The organism is Dyadobacter soli, from assembly GCF_900101885.1.
Classification (GTDB): Bacteria; Bacteroidota; Bacteroidia; order Cytophagales; family Spirosomataceae; genus Dyadobacter; species Dyadobacter soli.
In genome coordinates, this window is record NZ_FNAN01000027.1 from 20,375 (window position 1) to 38,517 (window position 18,143).

The following is an 18,143-nucleotide window of genomic DNA, read 5'->3' on the forward strand; positions in this document are numbered from 1 at the left end:
ATCAAATAAACCGGTCAAAACATGAAAACCATTGAAATAGAAATCACTGATGATAAAGCCATGAAGCTTCTATTGGATATGGAAGAAATGCATTTGATCAAGGTGATTCGAAACCGGCAACCGCTTTCGGAGTTGCGAAAACAAATCAAATCTCCGATGACAAATCAGGAAATTGATTCTCAATTAAACACACTTAGAAATGAATGGAGGAGAGATATCTAATCGACACCAGTGCTGTTATTAAGTATCTGAATGCCACATTACCTCAGTCCGGATTAATGCTGATGGACGGGATTTTGGACAACGAATCGATCATCTCGCTGATTACGGAAGGTTGAAATTTTGAAATACATCAATCCAAATAAAAACTGAAAAGCCATCCGCTACAAAACGGATGGCTTTTCAATTCCTGACCTATTGGCATTCAGGTTATTTACTTCTTGCCATATTTGTCCTTATACTTCTCATAAAGCCGTTTCTGCTTGTCGTCCAGATTGACTTTGCCGCCGCGGATGTAAGCCATTTGGACCATATTGCCGCGCATATCGAGGATATCGCCGTCGGAGACGAGTAGTGATGCTTGCTTGCCTTTTTCGAGCGTTCCTACCTGCTGCCCGGCGCCGATAATGTCGGCGGCATTACGCGTTACAAATTGCAATGCTTCTTCGGGCGTTACACCGCTGAAACCGGCAGCCGTGCCAGCCAGAAAGCCGAGGTTCCGCGTGCGCCACCATTCGTCGGCGTAAGTGATTGCTACTTTCACACCCGCTTTGTGCAGCAATCCGGGCAGTTCGTAGGGCAGGTAAACGTTCTCGTCTACGCCATCCGGCAGCCGGTGAGTGGTGTTGATAATTACAGGAACCTGATTCTCTTTCAAAAAAGAAGTCACTTTATGGGCTTCATTGCCACCTGCGATCACGATTTTTTTCACGCCCGCTTCCTGTGCAAAACGAATGGATTCAATGATATCCTTCGCATAATCCGCACGGATGTAAAGGTTTGCAGTACCAGCAAAAAGCGGCTTCATCGCTTCCAGGCGAAGGTTTATCGGGCTCGGGTTGGCAATTTCCGCATATGCTTTGGCCTCCGCGAATGTCTTTTTGAAAAGATCGATCGCTTCCTGACGCTTGTCGTTGCGCTTGACGCTGTAAGTGAAAGTCTCATTGTCAAAATTCCCGGCCAGAAACGGCGGCCAGGTTAGCCATATACCATCATCTTTTTTCAAAACGGCATCTTCCCAGTTCCAGCCGTCGCTGTAAAACACCGATGACGAACCGGAGATCGCGCCACCTTGCGGAACGGCCTGCGACAGCAGGATACCATTTCCACGCAATGTCGGGATCACTTCCGAATCGGTATTATAAGCCACGAGTGCGCGCACGTGAGGGTTAATCTGCCCTACTTCATAGTAATCGAGCGTTGCCCTTACAGATGCGATTTCCTGCAACCCGACAGTCGTATTCAATGAAATAAGGCCCGGAAAAACATGCTTTCCCTTCACATCCACGGTTTCAGCGCCGGCAGGGCTGGTTACCGAGGCCGCCGGCCCTACCTGTGTGATGATGCCCTTGTCGAATGCAATGGCGCCATTTTGAATCACCTGTCCATTCCCTATGTGAATCGTAGCGCCCGTGAGTACCACCGGTTTAGTTTGCGGCTTTGCCGGGGCCGGATTTTGCGCCTGTACTCCGGCTGCTATTCCAAGCAAAATACCGGCGATCAGTTTATATTTTTTCATAAGAATCAATTTGAAAGTCTTGAAACAGTATTACTTGCCGGCATCGGTGTGAGCGTGCTCCGCGTGAATGCCTACCACATCTTCGCAATGCCACATATGCGGCTTAGTAGCTTCCGGCTTCTGGGTAGGCTTGCCTTCCGCCTTCTCGCCCAGCATTTTCTGGATCAGCCTTTCGCGTTCTACAATAATGGATTTCTGTTTCTCCTCATCCTTTTTCCGATCAAAATAAATGGCACCCTCCACCATCGTGAAGTCGGGGCGTGCATATACTGAAAGAGGACTCGTGTTCCAGAGCACCAGATCGGCGTCTTTACCAGGTTTCACACTTCCCATCCGATCGTCGACGTGGAGCAATTTTGCGGGGTTCAATGTCACCATTTTCCAGGCTTCTTCTTCCGGTACACCGCCATACTCCACCGTTTTGGCTGCTTCCTGGTTCAGGCGGCGGGCCATTTCGGCGTCGTCGGAGTTGATCGCCACGGTTACACCTTCGTGGTACATCAATGCCGCATTGTACGGGATCGCTTCTTTCACCTCCATTTTGTAGGCCCACCAGTCGGCAAATGTGGAGCCGCCGATACCGCGTTTCTGCATGCCGTCGGCCAGTTTGTAACCTTCGAGGATGTGGGTAAATGTGTTGATTTTGAAGTTCAATGAATCCGCCACGTGCATTAGCATGTTGATCTCCGATTGCACGTAGGAATGGCAGGTGATAAAACGTTCGTTACCCAGAATTTCAGCCAGCGCATCGAGCTCTATGTCTCGGCGTGGTGGTGCCGCATTCTGCTTTTTGGCATTTGCATTGTAGCTTTTCCAGCTTGCAGCATATTCTTTCGCGCGCAGGAAATGGTCAAAATAGATCTGCTCCACACCCATGCGCGTCTGCGGGAAGCGCACGCGCTGCACATCGCCCCAGTTCGACTGCTTCACGTTCTCTCCTAATGCGAATTTGATTGTTTTTACCTCAGGTATCAGCATTTCCGACTGGTTCGCACCCCATTTCAGCTTGATCATCGCGCTCTGCCCGCCGATCGAGTTAGCCGATCCGTGCAGCAAATGCGAGGCAGTAACGCCCCCCGCCAACTGGCGGTAAATGTTAATATCATCCGGGTTGATCACATCGCTCATACGCACCTCGGCCGTGCTGGATTGCCCGCCTTCATTGATGCTGAAAAGCGCGATATGCGAATGCTCGTCGATAATGCCGCTGGTAAGGTGCTTACCCGTTCCGTCGATTGTTCTGGCACCGGATGGTGCTGCCAGCCCCTTCCCTACTTTGGTAATCTTCCCATTCTGGACAATTACGTCGGCATTTTGCAGGATGCCTTCTTTCTCGTTGGTCCAGATCGTCGCGTTTTTGATCAGGACGGTTTCCTTCGTGGGAATTGTTTCGTTTCCGTAGCCTACAAATGGGTATACGATCGGCCCGGTTTCGATGCTTTTAGGCTTCGTGGTGTCGGCCGCTGCAACGGCGGTATGCTTTTCTGCCAGCGTAGCATTCCATGGAATGACGGTCCCGTTCGGCAGTACCCCCTCTCCGCTCAGCCCGTTTCCGCTGATCCAGCCGGTGAGGCGTGTTGTTCCGCCCACTTTTTTATCTTGCTGGTAGGTCAATGTCAGCAATGCGTCAGCGAGGATCGCTTTGGGAGTGATCTTGATGGAATCCTGTACCACAATCTTATACTCCGGTTTTTCGGGCGAGCCGGTAATCTGCAATTTTCCGGCAGGCTGGTTGTTCAGCGAAAGCGAGTAAGTACCTCTGATATCCGGCGCATTCAGCGCGGTAAGTACGAATTTCTTGCCCTGAACCCAGTTTTCATAAATCACATTGTCTTTTGAAAACAAATCCCCCGAGGTGATGATGAAGTTCGCGAGCATCCCCGGTTTCAGGCTCCCGATCTTGTTGTCGGCCTTAATGAGCGAAGCCGGAAGCGTAGTCAGCGCCGCCAATGCCCTGTCCTTCGGCAAACCATAATCGACGGCGGTCCGCAGGTTTTTCCAGAAATCGGCTTTGTTACGCAATCCTACGGTAGTCAATGCAAAGGGAATCTCGGCTTTGGCTACCTCGGAGGCATTCCGCGGCGCCAGCTCCCAGTGTTTCAGCTGGCTCATGGTCACCACTTCCGCATCCCACGGATCGGTCACGTCATAGGCATCGGGGAATACCAGCGGCAGCAGCAATGTTGCCTTACTCTCCTTAATCTCCCGAATGCGCTGGTATTCATCGCCTCCGCCGCGGATAATGTATTGTATTCCAAACTCGTCCCCGATTTTATCGGCCCGCAAGATGCTGTATTTATCCCCGCCTTCAAAGAACGAAGGCAACCCTTTGATCTGGTTGAATGCTTCGAGCGACAGGTTGGTTTCTTTTTTGCTCCCGCCTTTCGCGTACCAGTCGGCATCGTAGTAATTTTGTCTTAAAAGCGCTACCACGCCCATTCCCGACGACGGGTAGGTTTGCGCTGAGCTTCCTTTCCCGAACGAGAAATGCGCCGATGCTTTGGTGTTCAGCATTGCCTTGTTCGCGGGTTCGTCGCTGAGGGTCACAAGCGCACCGTTTCCGCGCACAATGCCGTCATGCGAATGCACCAGCACCGTTCCGAAACCGATTTTCCGCAAGTCGCCCGCCTTTTTCGCATCCGGCGTGAAGAGCATGCTGGCATCCGTTTCAGGCTGAATGGCCTGATTCCAGCCGAATGCACCCTTCTTGTTCGATTCCAACTGGGGAGTCTGCCGTCCGCCGCCGCCCTGCGCCCTTCTCACCTCCGGCATTCCATAATCTGAATCCAATTCGATGAGCGATGCATAAATGAATTTTCCTTTCAGATCGACGGTCACCGTACCGGAAGGAATCTTGACCTGCTTACCCGTTTCCCGGATCACCCCGTCTTCAATCAGCATTGTCGCATTTTCGATGGTCGTTTTCGGATCTACGACGATCGTGGCATTCGTGAATGCGTAACGCCCTGTCCTTTCATCATAAGCACCATTTCTCGGGAAGGTCTCCTGCGCGTGGCAATACACCGCCAGCGTCATGCAGCCTAATATCGTTGATAATTGTTTAAACATATATTGTTGTCTTAATTACAATTGTGCCTTACAATATACAAGTAAAATCGGTAAATCAGGGCTCTGAGGCGTATCTTGCGGTTGTTTTCACTGTTATTCAACATCATCCCAGCCACCATGACATTCGAACAATTCCAGGAGTCGGTTTCACAGCCTGCACCGCCCAAAGGCATTTCCGTGCTTCTCGAGGCGCTTTGGCACGACGCCAATGGCGATTGGGAAGCAGCCCATAACATTGCACAAAGCCAGGAAGGCACGCAGGCTTACGACCGCCTTCACGCCTATCTCCATCGCGTGGAAGGCGATACTTTCAATGCGGGATATTGGTACCGACGTGCTGGTTCAGAAGTATTTAGAGGAAGCCTAAAAGAAGAATGGGCGCATCTGGCCAATACGTTCCTGCAAAAGGCATAAGGTTTTTACCTTATATATGACCAATATAAGGTTTTTAGCTTATATAATTAAAATATAAGGCTTTTACCTTATATTTGATAATTATAAGTAAAAAACCTTATGTCCATGAAAGCGTTCCGAGCGGTCATAACTGCCGATATGGTGAATTATACGCAGTTTTCGCGTGAAGATGCGACTGTTTGGCTGGAAGAAACATTGGCTATTTTGCACCAAAATCCGGCTTTTAAATGGGCGCTCAAACCTGAAATATACCGCGGGGACAGCTTCCAGGCGGTATTAAAAAACACCGATCAGGTAATGCGCATGGCTATTCTCGCACGTGCATGTATGCGCAAGCACGCACCCAACGCGGATATGCGCATAGCCATCGGCATCGGCCATACAGAACAACTTACCGACCGCCCCGGCACCTCCGATGGCGAAGCATTCAGGCTCTCGGGGCACCTGGCCGACAAGATCCGTCAACAAAAAGCCCGGATCGGCATCGCATTACCCAAGCCATCGGAGCCTTTATCGGCGACATTGGATTTACTTGAAACGGTCATCGAGAGCTGGACGGCCGCGCAGAGCCAGGTGATTGAAGCGCTGTTGCTGGGCAAAAATGTAACACAGATCGCCGAGATGTTATCTATCAGCCAGTCGGCAGCAAGTCAGCGGGTTGCGGCTTCCAAATGGTGGGCAATTGACAGTTTTATTGCTACCTTTCCAAAGCAATTATCACTATACACCAAACGCTAAATATTATGACAGAATTTCTGCTGTTGCTTCTGGCACACGTTCTCGTAGATTTTTACTGGCAACCCACCCGATGGGTCACAGACAAAAAGGAGAAAAAATACAAATCCCGCTATTTGTATCTCCACACGTTACTGGTCATAGTTGTATCCTACATTGCCCTGCATCAATGGAAAAACCCTTTTCCAGCCATTGCATTAGGCATTGCACATGGCGCCATCGATCTTGTTAAAATCTCATTCGACAGGAAGGGATCGCTCACCTGGTTCATCGCCGACCAGGCGGCGCATCTGGCCACCATTGCACTTACCGCGCTTGTGCTTACAAGCAACATAACGCTTGGCTTTGAAGCATTTATGACATGGTTCAATACCCCAAAAACACTGGCAAGGTTATCCGGAGCATTGCTTTCGCTATCGCCTGTTTCATTCCTGGTGGGCATTCTTACCAAACCCTGGCGGGAAGAACTCAGCAAACTCGCCCCCGGAGCCGACGATAACCTCGCAAATGCTGGCCGTTGGATAGGTATGTCCGAGCGCTTGCTCATTTTTGTTTTTGTATTGGTGAATCAATACTCCGCTATTGGCTTTCTGATCGCGGCCAAATCACTATTGCGGTACAACGACAAATCGACCGAACCGGGCATTCCGCCGGCTTATATCAGCAAGAAATCGGAGTATGTACTGGTAGGAACACTGATGAGCTACACCTGTGCCATTGCCGTCGCATTGGCGGTTCAGATACTCAGCCAAAAATTTAAGTAGTAGCAGGTTAAACTCGACCCCAGTTTTTACATCTAATCCGGGTATCTAAACTTTTTTGACCATGAGGAAATCATTGCTGGCCATCTTACTGGCCTTTGTAAGCTTCACAACTTTCGCGCAGCGCGGCGGAAACGCTACGCCCGAGCAGCGCGCCGAGAACCAAACCAAAACTTTGACCGAAAACCTCAAACTTTCGGATGATCAGCAGAAAAAGGTATACGACCTCAGCCTGGCCCGCGCCAAGAAAATGCAGGAACTACGCGACGCTCAAAACATGGACCGCGAGCAAATGCGGGCTTCGATGGAAACATTCAACACCGAAATCGGCAAGATCCTGACCGTAGAACAGCAGGAAAAATACAAAACCTGGCTCGAAGACCGCCGGAATAACCGCGGTGGCGGTGGCGGCGGAGGACCGAGAAACTAAAACCGATAGCCTGAAAAGCACAAAAAGCTGCCTCATATGCGTGAGGCAGCTTTTTGTGTAGTAAAATATGCTTAGATAACTCCTTCTTCCTCCAAAAGATTATTCAGACAGAACTGGTACTGATCAAAAGCAGGAACCATCTCACTCCATTCATAAGACGACCATTCACGCGAGCGATCCATTACCATAATCTTACGATCTTCTGTCAAAATCCAGATTACACGCTCAGTGCCGAATTCTAACATCTTTTCACTCTTGCGGAACATGTAAGCATTCTCGTCGGAAAAGTGGTCTGCCTCGATTTTTACGTCAACCTGGATAGCTAATCTCGGCGGCACATCCGCATATTTATTTGAGAAAACATCCTTAATCAACGCCTTATCAAAAACCACAACATCGGTAACCAGGTTGTTTCCGTGTGAAATGTGCAGTCCGGCCTCGTTACAAAGCACCCAATATGGTTCATTTCGCAGTATTTCTGCAATATACCAGCTGGTAATACTTGTGACAAGTGCCTTAAAAATGCCATTTCCTGTAATCTCCTCCAAAGATTTCACCCCGTCTAACACATCCTTATAGCCCTTATAGCAAAGCGAGTGTCCGTCGAGTTCTTCAAAAATCAGTTCAGGATCGATTTTCGCAAGTGACATACTTTTATCATTTTGATTTAATCAAATATAATAAAAGCTACCTAACTCAAAATCAGTCTCAAAGCGCCATTTCCGTCTTGAATTCCGATGTAAAATGGAAGTGAATGGCCGGGTTGTTTTCGCGGTTCATGCGGATCATCCATTCAGATTCGGCGAGAAAAACTGGGTTGCGGTCCTTGTCGTAGGCGATTTGGTTGCCTTTGAGGCGGATAAACTGGTCCATAGCCGGCTTCTCGTCGGCGGTGAGCCAGCAGGCGCGGGAGATATTCATCGGTACCCAGCGACATTTAGCACCATATTCGTGTTCGAGGCGGTACTGGATTACATCGAATTGAAGTTCTCCAACGGTACCTACGACTTTTCTATTGCCAAGGTCCAGCGTGAAGAGCTGCGCAACACCTTCGTCTGTAAGCTGCTGGATACCCTTTTCCAATTGCTTGGATTTCATCGGGTCCATGTTGATCAGCTCCTTGAAGATCTCGGGCGAGAAGCTGGGAATGCCGGAGAATTGCAGGTTTTCGCCCTCGGTCAATGTATCTCCGATTTTGAAATTACCCGTATCATACAAACCTACCACATCGCCGGGGAAGCCCTCATCCATCACACTCTTATCCGAAGCCATGAATGTAAATGGGCTGGAAAAACGCACATCCTTGCCTAGCCGCACATGCTTATAAAATTTGTTCCGTTCGAATTTTCCCGAGCAAATGCGCAGGAACGCAATGCGGTCGCGGTGACGGGGATCGAGGTTGGCGTGGATTTTAAATACAAAACCGGTGAATTTCGGTTCGGTAGGTTCTACCTCGCGTACATCCGTCGGGCGCGGCTGCGGGATAGGCGAAATGTCGCAAAATGTATCCAGCAACTCCTTGATACCGAAGTTATTGATCGCACTTCCGAAGAATACCGGCGCGAGCTGGCCCTTTTGGTAAGCTTCTTCCGAGAATGTATCGTAAACGCCTTCTACCAACTCCACATCCTCCGTCAGCTGATTGGCATCCCTTTCTCCTAGCAACTCTTCCAGCTTTTCGTCTTCCAGGTTCACCTTCGCAACGTCCGCTTCAATTTTGGTTTTATTGATCTTAAAGAAATACAGCATTTGCTCATACAAGCTGTAAACACCTTTAAAATTGGCACCCATATTGATCGGCCAGGTAAGCGGACGAACACGGATATTGAGCTTGCTTTCCAGCTCATCCAGCAGTTCAAATGGATTCTGCCCTTCGCGGTCGAGCTTGTTGATGAACACGATCACCGGCGTATTGCGCATACGGCAAACCTCCATCAACCGCTCGGTCTGCTCTTCGACGCCCTTCACGCAGTCCACCACGAGGATTACGCTATCCACCGCGGTCAATGTGCGGTAAGTATCTTCGGCAAAGTCCTTGTGACCCGGGGTATCGAGGATGTTGATCAGCAGATCCTTGTATTCGAACGTCATTACCGATGTCGCCACCGAGATACCGCGCTGCTTCTCGATCTCCATGAAGTCGGACGTCGCGGTCTTCTTGATTTTATTGGACTTTACCGCGCCCGCCGTCTGGATCGCACCTCCGAAAAGGAGCAGCTTTTCGGTCAATGTGGTTTTCCCGGCATCGGGGTGGCTGATAATCGCGAACGTGCGGCGCTTCTTAATCTCTTGTAAATTACTCATATATGCCTGGCAGCGAGTGCCAAATGGTTGGTCAAAATTTGCGCAAAGATACGAATTAAAAAAAGCCGCCCCTAGCAGGAGCGGCTCTAAATTCCGTCAGCTGACGTTACAAATACGTCGGCTCAATAATAGGAATGCTTGTAATCCTCTACCGAGGTAAGAATCACCTCGTGCGCCTCTTCCTTACCGTAAACATTGGTAATTTCGATATGCGCTTTCTCACCAGGCAGGTTTTTGTAAGTCAGGAAGTAGTGTTTCAGACGTTCCACGATCCCTTCCGGCAGTTGGCTCAGATCATCGAACTGGCCGTAAACTTCGTCGCCTTTCAGCACGGCGATGATCTTGTCATCCGCCTCGCCGCCGTCGATCAGACGGATACCGCCGATAGGCTTCGCCTCACACATGATGTTACCATGCGAAATGATTTTTTCGCATAATACAATGATATCCAGCGGGTCACCATCGCCCTCGGTCACATCGCGACCGGAACGTTCCCGCGCCAATGCAGCGATCTTGTCGGCGCAATAGGTTTTGGGAATGAAGCCGTACAATGCGGGAACGATGTTCGAATATTTCTGAGGGCGGTCGATTTTGAGGTAACCGGTGGCCTTGTCAATTTCGTATTTTACGGTATCGGTAGGAACAATCTCAATAAATGCAGTCACTAGTTCGGGTGCTTTGTCACCCATCGGAATTCCGTGCCACGGATGTGCTTTGTGTACGTTAGCGATCATTAGTTGTGTAATAGGTAATAACTTTTAAACTTAAATACGTTGAATACTGATCTTGATTTCTTACAATCCTGCCTTTTCGGCAATAGTGTAATCCCCTGTTTTTGAAACAGATTGCTTCACAAACAATTCACCCAAAAATCCTGCGAGAAATAATTGAGAGCCTACCATAATCGCTACGAGTGCCAGAAAGAACAGCGGGTTTTCCGTAACATTCCGGTAGGGCAATAAATTGTAAATGTTATATATCTTTTTCCCGATAAGCCACACAGCTATAAGGCTTCCAAGAAAAAACATAAGGGTTCCCAGACTGCCGAACAAATGCATCGGTCTCCGTCCAAACTTATTCACAAAGGCGATCGAAAGCAAATCCAGGAAGCCAAAAATGAACCGTTCGAGGCCGAATTTTGTGTGACCGTATTTACGGGCCCGGTGCTGTACCACCTTCTCACCGATCTTCGTAAAACCATTCCATTTCGCGATCACCGGAATGTACCGGTGCATCTCTCCATAAATAGTAATATTCTTAACGACTTCCCTGCGGTAAGCTTTCAGGCCGCAATTGAAATCATGCAAATAAACCCCTGAAATACTGCGGGTAGCCGCGTTGAAAAGCTTCGTGGGTAAGGTCTTCGTAATTGGGTCGTAACGTTTCTTTTTCCAGCCCGAAATCAGATCGTAACGATCACCGACGATCATATTGTACAGCTCCGGAATTTCGTCCGGACTATCCTGCAAATCGGCATCCATTGTGATCACAACATTGCCCTTTACAGCTTGAAAACCGGTTTGTAATGCGGCAGTCTTGCCATAATTCCGTACAAAACGCATCCCCCGCACATTTGGATTTTCCTGCGAAAGCCGCTCTATCACTTCCCACGACCGGTCCTTGCTCCCATCATCCATCAAAAGCACTTCGTACGTGAAATGATTTTCATCCATGACCCTCGCAATCCACTCGCAGAGCTCAGGAAGCGACTCTTCTTCATTATAAAGCGGGATAACAACGGAAATCTGGATAGCTTGGTCGGTCATGTACGGTTTCAGTGACAATGCTTTGCCGGTAATTTGCCGCAAAGTTCGTGTTTTTCCTGATCAAAATTTCAAATAAAAAGCTTTTAGCAGTTCCCTGAAACGCGGATCATGGGTAGTACCATCCTTCTCATAAATGTATAAATCCGGCTCAACCGTCAGATTATGAGCAAATTCAGCTCGCTGAAACTGCATGAGCAACCGGAATGCTTTCTTGTCTTCCTGGTGAAACAATGTCAGCTTTCGTGCCAATTTCCAGCCCGCATTTTCTGCTTTCCCGGCAAAGCGTTCGCCTTCGTCAACCGGAAAAAGAATATTGAATTTACCCTCCGGTTTCAAAAGCCGTGCGATGGCGGTCAGCAGCTCCTCAAAATCAAGGGATTTGGCATGATGCGCGATGTTCTTTTTATCAATCGGCGAAAGCAGGTCCGACTGGAAGAACGGCGGATTGGTGATAATCACATCGTACAAATGGTCCGACACGAATTCCTGCACAGCCGAATGAAACAACGTAATGCGATCGTGAAAGGGGCTTTGCTCCACATTCTCGCCCGCCTGATAAAATGCCTCCGCATCGATCTCCACCGCGTCGATCATCGCGTACGTGTTACGCTGCGCGACCATGAGCGAAAGCAGCCCGGTTCCGGCACCGATATCGAGAATGCGGTCGGCATCCTCCACATCCGCCCACGCACCCAGCACGCAGGCGTCGGTACATACTTTCATGGCGCATTGGTCCTGCCGTACGGTAAACTGCTTGAACCGGAAATGGGCGTTACGAGGCATTTTATCTATTATTTTCGTCCAAAATCAGCCGGGTTTTCCCCCCAATATTCCGTCTCCCACTTCAATATTTTATTAGGGTAAGTATTTGTCGCGAGCCAACGTTCAGCACGTTGCAGCATTTCGAACAACGGCTTGTTACGGGGCGTCAAAGCCAGTTTGGTATTCGCGTGCTTCTTTTTTATCCACGCCATTGCCGTTTTTGAATCCGTATAGATTGGCAAATCGCTCTCTTTCTTTTGCAAATAGGCCAATGCGTGCACGATCGCCAGGAACTCGCCGATGTTGTTAGTACCATCCTTAAATGGGCCTTGCAGGAAAATGCGGTCACCGGTTGCATAGTACATACCCTGGTATTCCATATCGCCCGTAGCGGTATTCCACGCCGCATCCACGGCAATGCTGTTTTTAATCGGTCGTCCCACATTAGCAGGCGGTTCCTGTACAGCTGGTTTGGAATCCTTTTTGGCCACAAACTCCCAGTAATTCCGCTGAATGGCCGCTTCCGCTTCCTGCAAAGAATCAAAAGATTTATAGCGTGCATCCTCGAAGCCCTTAATCTGTGCCTCGCATTCCTTCCAATCCGTAAAAACGCCAGTCTTCCGGCCCTGCCAGACGACGTAGTATTTGGTCTTTTTCAATGTTAAATGAGTCAATTTTAAATGAGCGAATTTTGAATGAGTGAATGAGCGAATGAGTGAATATTCTTAATGCTATTCACTCATTCACTCATTGACTCATTCACTCATTAACTATTATTCTCCCAAACCAGCGCCAATTCCACAATCACCTCCACCGCCTTCTCCATATCCTGCACCGAAACCCATTCCAGTTTCGAGTGGAATGCGTGTTCGCCTGCGAAGATATTCGGGCACGGCAGGCCCATGAATGAGAGCCGTGAGCCGTCGGTACCACCGCGGATACTGCGTTGAATGGGTTTCAGGCCGACACGCTCCATGGCCGTCAATGCATTTTGGATCACTTCGGGATGCTGGTCGAGCACTTCCTTCATGTTCCGGTATTGCTCCTGCACTTTGAATTCAGCGGAAGAGTTAGGATATACTTTCAAAGCCTCCTCCATAATGCTTTTCAGCAATGCCTCTTTTTCATGCAGGCCTTTTTCTGTAAAATCGCGGATGATGAAGCTCAGAACCGCTTTTTCCTGAATGCCTTCCATTTGCACCGGGTGGATAAAACCTTCCTTATCCTGCGTGGTTTCCGGTGAAAGTTTGTCCTTCGGAAGCTTTGCGAGTATTTCGGCAGCGATTTTCAATGCATTTTCCAGCTTGCCTATCGCGTAGCCCGGGTGGGTGCTCACGCCGTGAATGGTGATTTTCACACCGTCGGCCGAGAATGTTTCATCTTCTAATGTACCAATCGCCTCACCGTCGACCGTGTAGCCAAAATCAGCTCCCAGTTTCTGCAAATCAACTTTTTCAGTACCTCTTCCTACTTCTTCGTCTGGTGTGAAAAGAATTTTAATGGTACCATGTTTAAGCTGCGGATTTGCAAGCAAATGCTCGGCGGCAGCCATGATTTCTGCCACCCCGGCTTTGTTGTCAGCACCCAGCAAAGTGGTACCGCTAGCTGTAACAATGTCGTTTCCAATCTGCTGATCGAGATCGTGCAACTCACCTGTTCTCAAAACCTGCGAGTTATCGTCCGGCAGGATAATGTCCGAACCGTTCCAATTCCGGTGAACGATCGGCTTCACATTTTCCCCCGTCACATCCGGCGAAGTATCTACATGCGAGCAGAAGCAGATCACCGGAATGTTCGTTTTATCGGAGTTCGAAGGGATCGTCGCATACACGTACCCGTGCGCATCCACGTGCGCGTCCGCGACGCCTAATGCGCGAAGCTCCTCGGCGAGCAGGTTACTCAAATTCCGTTGCTTGGCGGTACTCGGGAATGTCTCCGAATTAGGGTCCGACTGCGTATCGACTTGCACGTAACGCAGGAATCGTTCGAGAACAGAGCTCATAATGAACCGATTGAAGTTTTTGAAATACGATTAACCGATGATCGACGATAGGTCGGCCGGTGAGTAATTGATGTTCTTCAAAGTTTTGTCATCGGCGGTGCGGTACACGAGGTATTTGCCATTATCCTCTTTGAAATAGCATTCGGTGCCCTTCGCCTGATAATGCGCCACTGTCGCTTCGGCTTCTTCCACCGAGTTGCAGGCTTTCGACATATTCGAGCGCTGCACTTCGTCGAACAACGTGCGAAACTTCTCGCCAAGACCGAATTCCAGCACCGCACCGGACAATACATATTGCAGGTCGCAAAGTGCGTCGGCCACTTCCACGATGTCCTTTTCCAGGATTGCAACTTCCAGCTCCTTCAACTCCTCGGCCAGCAATGCCACGCGCAGGCGGCTTCTTTCTTCGGAGGGAATCGTCGGCGTTTCCAGGATCGGGTGTTTGAAAGTTCTGTGAAAATCCGCGACTTGATTAAGGCTATCCAGTTGTTGCATTGTTATATGGTTTTAAAAATTTGTTTTACTCAAAATGTAGCATCGTGGTGCCACTTACATCGAAAGGTTGGTTTTGAAGAGCTTGATAGAAATCGCCAACAGAATGATACCGAACACCTTGCGAAGAATATCCGTACCGCCCTGTCCGAGCTTCCTTTCCAGCCAGTTCGATGATTTTAATACGAGGTAAATAAAAAAGAGGTTCAGCACGATGCCGACCAGGATATTCTGGATCTGGTATGTCGAACGGAGGGACAGCAGGGTAGTCATGGTAGCCGCTCCTGCGATCATCGGAAATGCAATGGGCACAATGGACGCCACACCGACATCTACACTTCCATGCTTGAAAATATCCCGTCCCAAAATCATTTCCAGTCCGAGCAGGAACAGGATAATGGCACCGGCAATGGCGAAAGAGGCAATATCCACACCGAAAAGACTTAGCAATCGTTCCCCCAAAAATAGAAATGTCACCATGATCGCCCCCGCCACGATAGTCGTTTTCTCCGACTCGATCTTGCCCAGCTTCCGCCGGAAATCGACGATAATCGGCAATGAGCCAAGCACATCGATCACCGAAAAGAGGATCAGCGTGACGGAGATAATTTCCTTGAAATTGAACATGGGCTTACACTTTGGGGTGTTTCTATCCCGCAAAGTTGCTCAAAACCGACTGCTTACACAACCTAAAATGACTCCGGCCATGAAAATCAGCGGGATCAGGAAGCGCTTCCCGGCAGGAAGTTCAGGAATGTATTGAACTGCTTTTTATACTTCTCCTCGTCGATTTTATAAAAGAATGCACCTTTTTTGGAATAGCCTTTCTGCTTTTCGTCCAGTTTCACCAACAAATTGGTTGATAACAACTTACGACTAAAATTACGCTTATCGAGCTCCGTTCCGAAAATCGCTTCATAGAGTTTCTGCAACTGCGGAATCGTAAACTTTTCGGGCAATAACTCGAAACCGATCGGGTGCTGCGAGGCCTTGTAGCGCAAATGCTGGATCGCCATATCGACCATCACACCGTGATCAAAAAGGAGTTTGGGCAGCTCCTGCATCGAAAACCACTGCGCTTCGTAATTTTTGGAAATCTTGTGATCGTAGTCTTCTACATTGATCAATGCAAAATAAGCGACAGATACCGTTCGCTCAACCGGGTCGCGCTGGGGACTCCCAAAAGTGTAAAGTTGTTCGAGGTAAATGTCGGTAAGGTTCGTCAATTCAAAAAGAATGCGGGACGACGCGCCTTCGAGGCTTTCGTCAGGCTGTACCCAACCGCCCATCAGCGACCAGGTGTGGTGCTCGTCTTCAATGCCCCTTTTTACCAGTAACAGTTTCAGCTCTTCGCCATCAAAACCAAAAATAATCGAATCCAGCGCGACCAGACATTTGGTCTGGGCCTGGTATTGCTTTAAAATATCTAATCGCACAACTAGTAAGTCGCAGGTGAGTGGATTTGTTTTTAGTTAAAAATACAAGGAAGGCCATTTACTACTCATTCCGTCAATTAGGCGCCATTTTCACCAAAAACGCTTTCAATAGCGCTATTTCCTCGTCGCTGATCGCCGGAAAATTGGCGATACGGAAGCTTGTTTCCTTCTCTTTCCCATAGCCATTACCGAGCGTAATGCCCTCCTTTTGCGCCGCGGTTTTAAGAAATGCAATCCTTTCTTTTTCCGCACGGACGGCGATCACGGTGTCCGAACGCACCGCCGTATTTTCCACCACAAGCTCATAGCCGTTTTCCAAAAGGAATGCATACCAGTCGTGGGCCCGCTGGCGCGTCTGCTTATCCACCTCCTCGATGGGCGGCACCTGCTGCATTACTTTCCCAAGCAGATAAATGCCGAGAATGTTGGGGGTAAAAGGGGTTTGAAAGTTCAAAAAGTTATCTCTGATGAACAACAGGCTGTTATAATGCTTCCGCTCGCCTATCCGTATCGCCCGCTCGACGGCTTTTGGAGACACAATCATCACCGCGAGGCCCGCCGGCAATCCGAAGCATTTCTGCACCGAAGCATACCATATATCGGCATTTTCCCAGGGTAAAGTCACGCCCGCCATCGCCGAAGTAGCATCCACGGCAATCAGGTTATCGACTTTCTTACGAATGTCGAGCAGAAAATCCCCGGGCACTTTGGTACCATTCGAGGTTTCGTTGTAGGTCACGCAAATCAGCTCGTTTCGCGAAAACACGGCGGAACGATCCATGAGCAGCGTTTCATTCAGCCCGAAAGCCGCATCGCTGGCGCGGTGTGAAATGCGGTGGGTGTATTCCATCCATTTCTCGCCGAATGCGCCATTGTAAATATGCAGGCTCGAATCGATCAGCAGCGATTGGGCGATGATCTCCCAGCATTCCGTGGCCGACGACACGAAATAGACTTCATAGCCCGCCGGAACGTCCAGTTTCACCTTCAAATCGGCGATCGTTTGTTCCAGCAGCTGCATAAAGCCCTTGCTGCGGTGGTTGGAACTGATCAGCCCGCTCGCAAACGCTTCTGCAATATATTGTTCGACCTGTGGATAAACCTTACTAGGCCCAGGGTAAAACGTGATCATAGCATTTCATTTTTGGTTTAAACAAAAACATCACAGGCCGGAATTAAATCCCCAAACCTGTGATGCCTGAAATATTATTTTGAAGTCCGAATGTCAATCAGAAACTCTGACTACTCATGACAACACTTGACCATTCCTGACTACTCCTGACTCATTTCGAATCACATAAATCCTTCGCGAACCATCGCTTTTTCCAACTTCTCGCCCAGTTCTTTCGAAGCTTTCAGCAACGGCAAACGCACGTCGGAACTGCAAATACCTTTGATTTCGAGGCATTTCTTGATCCCTACCGGGTTCGATTCGATATAAAGCAACGTATCGAATTCGAGGAATGCGAGTTGCAGCTTGGCAGCGTCTTTGAAACGACCTTCTAATGCCGCCCAGGTCAATGCACGGAATTCTTTCGGGAATGCATTGGCAATCACCGAAATAACGCCATGCCAGCCGACGCTTACCATGGTGGTAACGAGGTTATCATCACCCGAAAGCAGCAGAAAATCTTCCGGAGCGCGCGCGGCGAGTTCCATACTTTGTTCAAGGCTGCCGCCGGCGTCCTTGATACCGATGATATTCCGATGCGCCGCCAGTTTCACGATTGTATCCGCTTTCATATTGATTACCGTACGGCCGGGTACATTGTACAAAAGGACCGGAACCGGCGAAGCGTCCGCAATAGCTGTGAAATGCGCGATAATGCCTTCCTGAGTCGGCTTGTTGTAGTAAGGACAAACAGAAAGTATTGCGTCCACACCCGTAAAGTCGGTGTCCTTAATGGTATTCAGTACTTCCTGGGTATTATTGCTTCCGATACCATAAACGATCGGCAGCTTCTTGGAGTTATTTTTGATTGTAAATGCCAGGATATCACGCTTTTCCTTAGAAGTAACTGTTGGCGACTCGCCGGTTGTTCCTTGTACTACCAGGTAGTCCGTACCACCTTCCGTCACCAGGTCGATCAGTCTTTTCAGACCCGGATAATCAATCTCATTTTGTTCATCAAAAGGTGTGATCAGCGCGGCCCCTACCCCTTTGAAACGTTGGTCCAATGGCATTATTTACTTATATAATTGTTAGAATTTTAAAACACAAAGTTAGCCTTCCG

20 protein-coding genes are annotated in these 18,143 nt (G+C 49.0%); 6 read left to right on the forward strand and 14 right to left on the reverse strand.

The window, feature by feature from the left end; translation table 11 throughout:
• Positions 1-21: 21 nt before the first annotated feature.
• Both BLQ88_RS32615 and BLQ88_RS37435 read left to right on the forward strand, forming a co-directional pair.
• Positions 22-222: a hypothetical protein gene (locus BLQ88_RS32615; protein WP_090157219.1), complete on the forward strand. Its 201-nt coding sequence runs from the start codon at positions 22-24 to the stop codon at positions 220-222.
• Positions 204-338 (forward strand): PIN domain-containing protein, encoded by a 135-nt coding sequence (locus BLQ88_RS37435; protein WP_143016988.1) that lies wholly within the window; start codon positions 204-206, stop codon positions 336-338. Before BLQ88_RS32615 ends, BLQ88_RS37435 begins: the two co-directional genes overlap by 19 nt.
• A 95-nt stretch (positions 339-433) precedes the next feature.
• On the opposite strand, the gene BLQ88_RS32620 is transcribed toward BLQ88_RS37435, so the two are convergent.
• Both BLQ88_RS32620 and BLQ88_RS32625 read right to left on the reverse strand, forming a co-directional pair.
• Positions 434-1,738: an amidohydrolase family protein gene (locus BLQ88_RS32620; protein WP_090157220.1), complete on the reverse strand. Its 1,305-nt coding sequence runs from the start codon at positions 1,736-1,738 to the stop codon at positions 434-436.
• Positions 1,739-1,768: 30 nt separating this feature from the next.
• The gene (locus tag BLQ88_RS32625; RefSeq protein WP_090157221.1) at positions 1,769-4,807 is read right to left on the reverse strand and encodes an amidohydrolase family protein; all 3,039 of its coding nucleotides are present in this window, start codon (positions 4,805-4,807) and stop codon (positions 1,769-1,771) included.
• Between the two features lie 117 nt (positions 4,808-4,924).
• On the opposite strand from BLQ88_RS32625, the gene BLQ88_RS32630 reads away from it, so the two are divergent.
• The 4 genes from BLQ88_RS32630 to BLQ88_RS32645 all read left to right on the forward strand — a co-directional run bounded on the left by BLQ88_RS32630 (position 4,925) and on the right by BLQ88_RS32645 (position 7,147).
• A complete protein-coding gene (locus tag BLQ88_RS32630; RefSeq protein ID WP_090157222.1) occupies positions 4,925-5,221 on the forward strand; it encodes a hypothetical protein in 297 nt (98 codons plus the stop codon).
• 105 nt (positions 5,222-5,326) lie between these two features.
• Positions 5,327-5,959, forward strand: coding sequence for a SatD family protein (locus BLQ88_RS32635; protein ID WP_229212964.1), 633 nt, complete (start codon positions 5,327-5,329; stop codon positions 5,957-5,959).
• A 5-nt stretch (positions 5,960-5,964) separates the two neighbouring features.
• Complete coding sequence (locus BLQ88_RS32640; RefSeq protein ID WP_090157224.1) at positions 5,965-6,720, forward strand: DUF3307 domain-containing protein; 756 nt, start codon at positions 5,965-5,967, stop codon at positions 6,718-6,720.
• A gap of 61 nt (positions 6,721-6,781) precedes the next feature.
• Entirely contained in the window at positions 6,782-7,147 is a 366-nt protein-coding gene (locus BLQ88_RS32645; RefSeq protein WP_090157225.1) for a DUF4890 domain-containing protein, read from the forward strand.
• Between the two features lie 71 nt (positions 7,148-7,218).
• Here the strand turns inward: BLQ88_RS32645 and BLQ88_RS32650 are convergent, their stop codons facing one another.
• The 12 genes from BLQ88_RS32650 to dapA all read right to left on the reverse strand — a co-directional run bounded on the left by BLQ88_RS32650 (position 7,219) and on the right by dapA (position 18,093).
• A complete protein-coding gene (locus BLQ88_RS32650; RefSeq protein ID WP_090157226.1) occupies positions 7,219-7,797 on the reverse strand; it encodes a PDDEXK family nuclease in 579 nt (192 codons plus the stop codon).
• A gap of 58 nt (positions 7,798-7,855) precedes the next feature.
• Positions 7,856-9,451: a peptide chain release factor 3 gene (locus BLQ88_RS32655; RefSeq protein ID WP_090157227.1), complete on the reverse strand. Its 1,596-nt coding sequence runs from the start codon at positions 9,449-9,451 to the stop codon at positions 7,856-7,858.
• A 122-nt stretch (positions 9,452-9,573) separates the two neighbouring features.
• Positions 9,574-10,185 (reverse strand): inorganic pyrophosphatase, encoded by a 612-nt coding sequence (locus tag BLQ88_RS32660; RefSeq protein ID WP_176885180.1) that lies wholly within the window; start codon positions 10,183-10,185, stop codon positions 9,574-9,576.
• 60 nt (positions 10,186-10,245) lie between these two features.
• A complete protein-coding gene (locus tag BLQ88_RS32665; protein WP_090157285.1) occupies positions 10,246-11,217 on the reverse strand; it encodes a glycosyltransferase family 2 protein in 972 nt (323 codons plus the stop codon).
• 60 nt (positions 11,218-11,277) lie between these two features.
• On the reverse strand, positions 11,278-12,000 hold the full coding sequence (locus BLQ88_RS32670) for a tRNA1(Val) (adenine(37)-N6)-methyltransferase (RefSeq protein WP_090157228.1): 723 nt from the start codon (positions 11,998-12,000) through the stop codon (positions 11,278-11,280).
• Between the two features lie 8 nt (positions 12,001-12,008).
• On the reverse strand, positions 12,009-12,638 hold the full coding sequence (locus BLQ88_RS32675) for a ribonuclease H1 domain-containing protein (RefSeq protein ID WP_090157229.1): 630 nt from the start codon (positions 12,636-12,638) through the stop codon (positions 12,009-12,011).
• A 107-nt stretch (positions 12,639-12,745) separates the two neighbouring features.
• Positions 12,746-13,981 carry a peptidase T gene (gene pepT, locus BLQ88_RS32680; RefSeq protein WP_090157230.1) on the reverse strand — a complete coding sequence of 412 codons (1,236 nt, stop codon included), beginning with the start codon at positions 13,979-13,981 and terminating at the stop codon, positions 12,746-12,748.
• A 30-nt stretch (positions 13,982-14,011) separates the two neighbouring features.
• Positions 14,012-14,476 (reverse strand): pyrophosphohydrolase domain-containing protein, encoded by a 465-nt coding sequence (locus tag BLQ88_RS32685; protein ID WP_090157231.1) that lies wholly within the window; start codon positions 14,474-14,476, stop codon positions 14,012-14,014.
• Between the two features lie 54 nt (positions 14,477-14,530).
• Positions 14,531-15,100 carry a MarC family protein gene (locus BLQ88_RS32690; protein WP_090157232.1) on the reverse strand — a complete coding sequence of 190 codons (570 nt, stop codon included), beginning with the start codon at positions 15,098-15,100 and terminating at the stop codon, positions 14,531-14,533.
• A gap of 95 nt (positions 15,101-15,195) precedes the next feature.
• Positions 15,196-15,909 (reverse strand): NUDIX hydrolase, encoded by a 714-nt coding sequence (locus BLQ88_RS32695; RefSeq protein WP_090157233.1) that lies wholly within the window; start codon positions 15,907-15,909, stop codon positions 15,196-15,198.
• 73 nt (positions 15,910-15,982) lie between these two features.
• Positions 15,983-17,041 (reverse strand): aminotransferase class V-fold PLP-dependent enzyme, encoded by a 1,059-nt coding sequence (locus BLQ88_RS32700; RefSeq protein WP_090157234.1) that lies wholly within the window; start codon positions 17,039-17,041, stop codon positions 15,983-15,985.
• Positions 17,042-17,202: 161 nt separating this feature from the next.
• Positions 17,203-18,093: a 4-hydroxy-tetrahydrodipicolinate synthase gene (dapA, locus tag BLQ88_RS32705; RefSeq protein ID WP_090157235.1), complete on the reverse strand. Its 891-nt coding sequence runs from the start codon at positions 18,091-18,093 to the stop codon at positions 17,203-17,205.
• Positions 18,094-18,143: the final 50 nt, after the last annotated feature.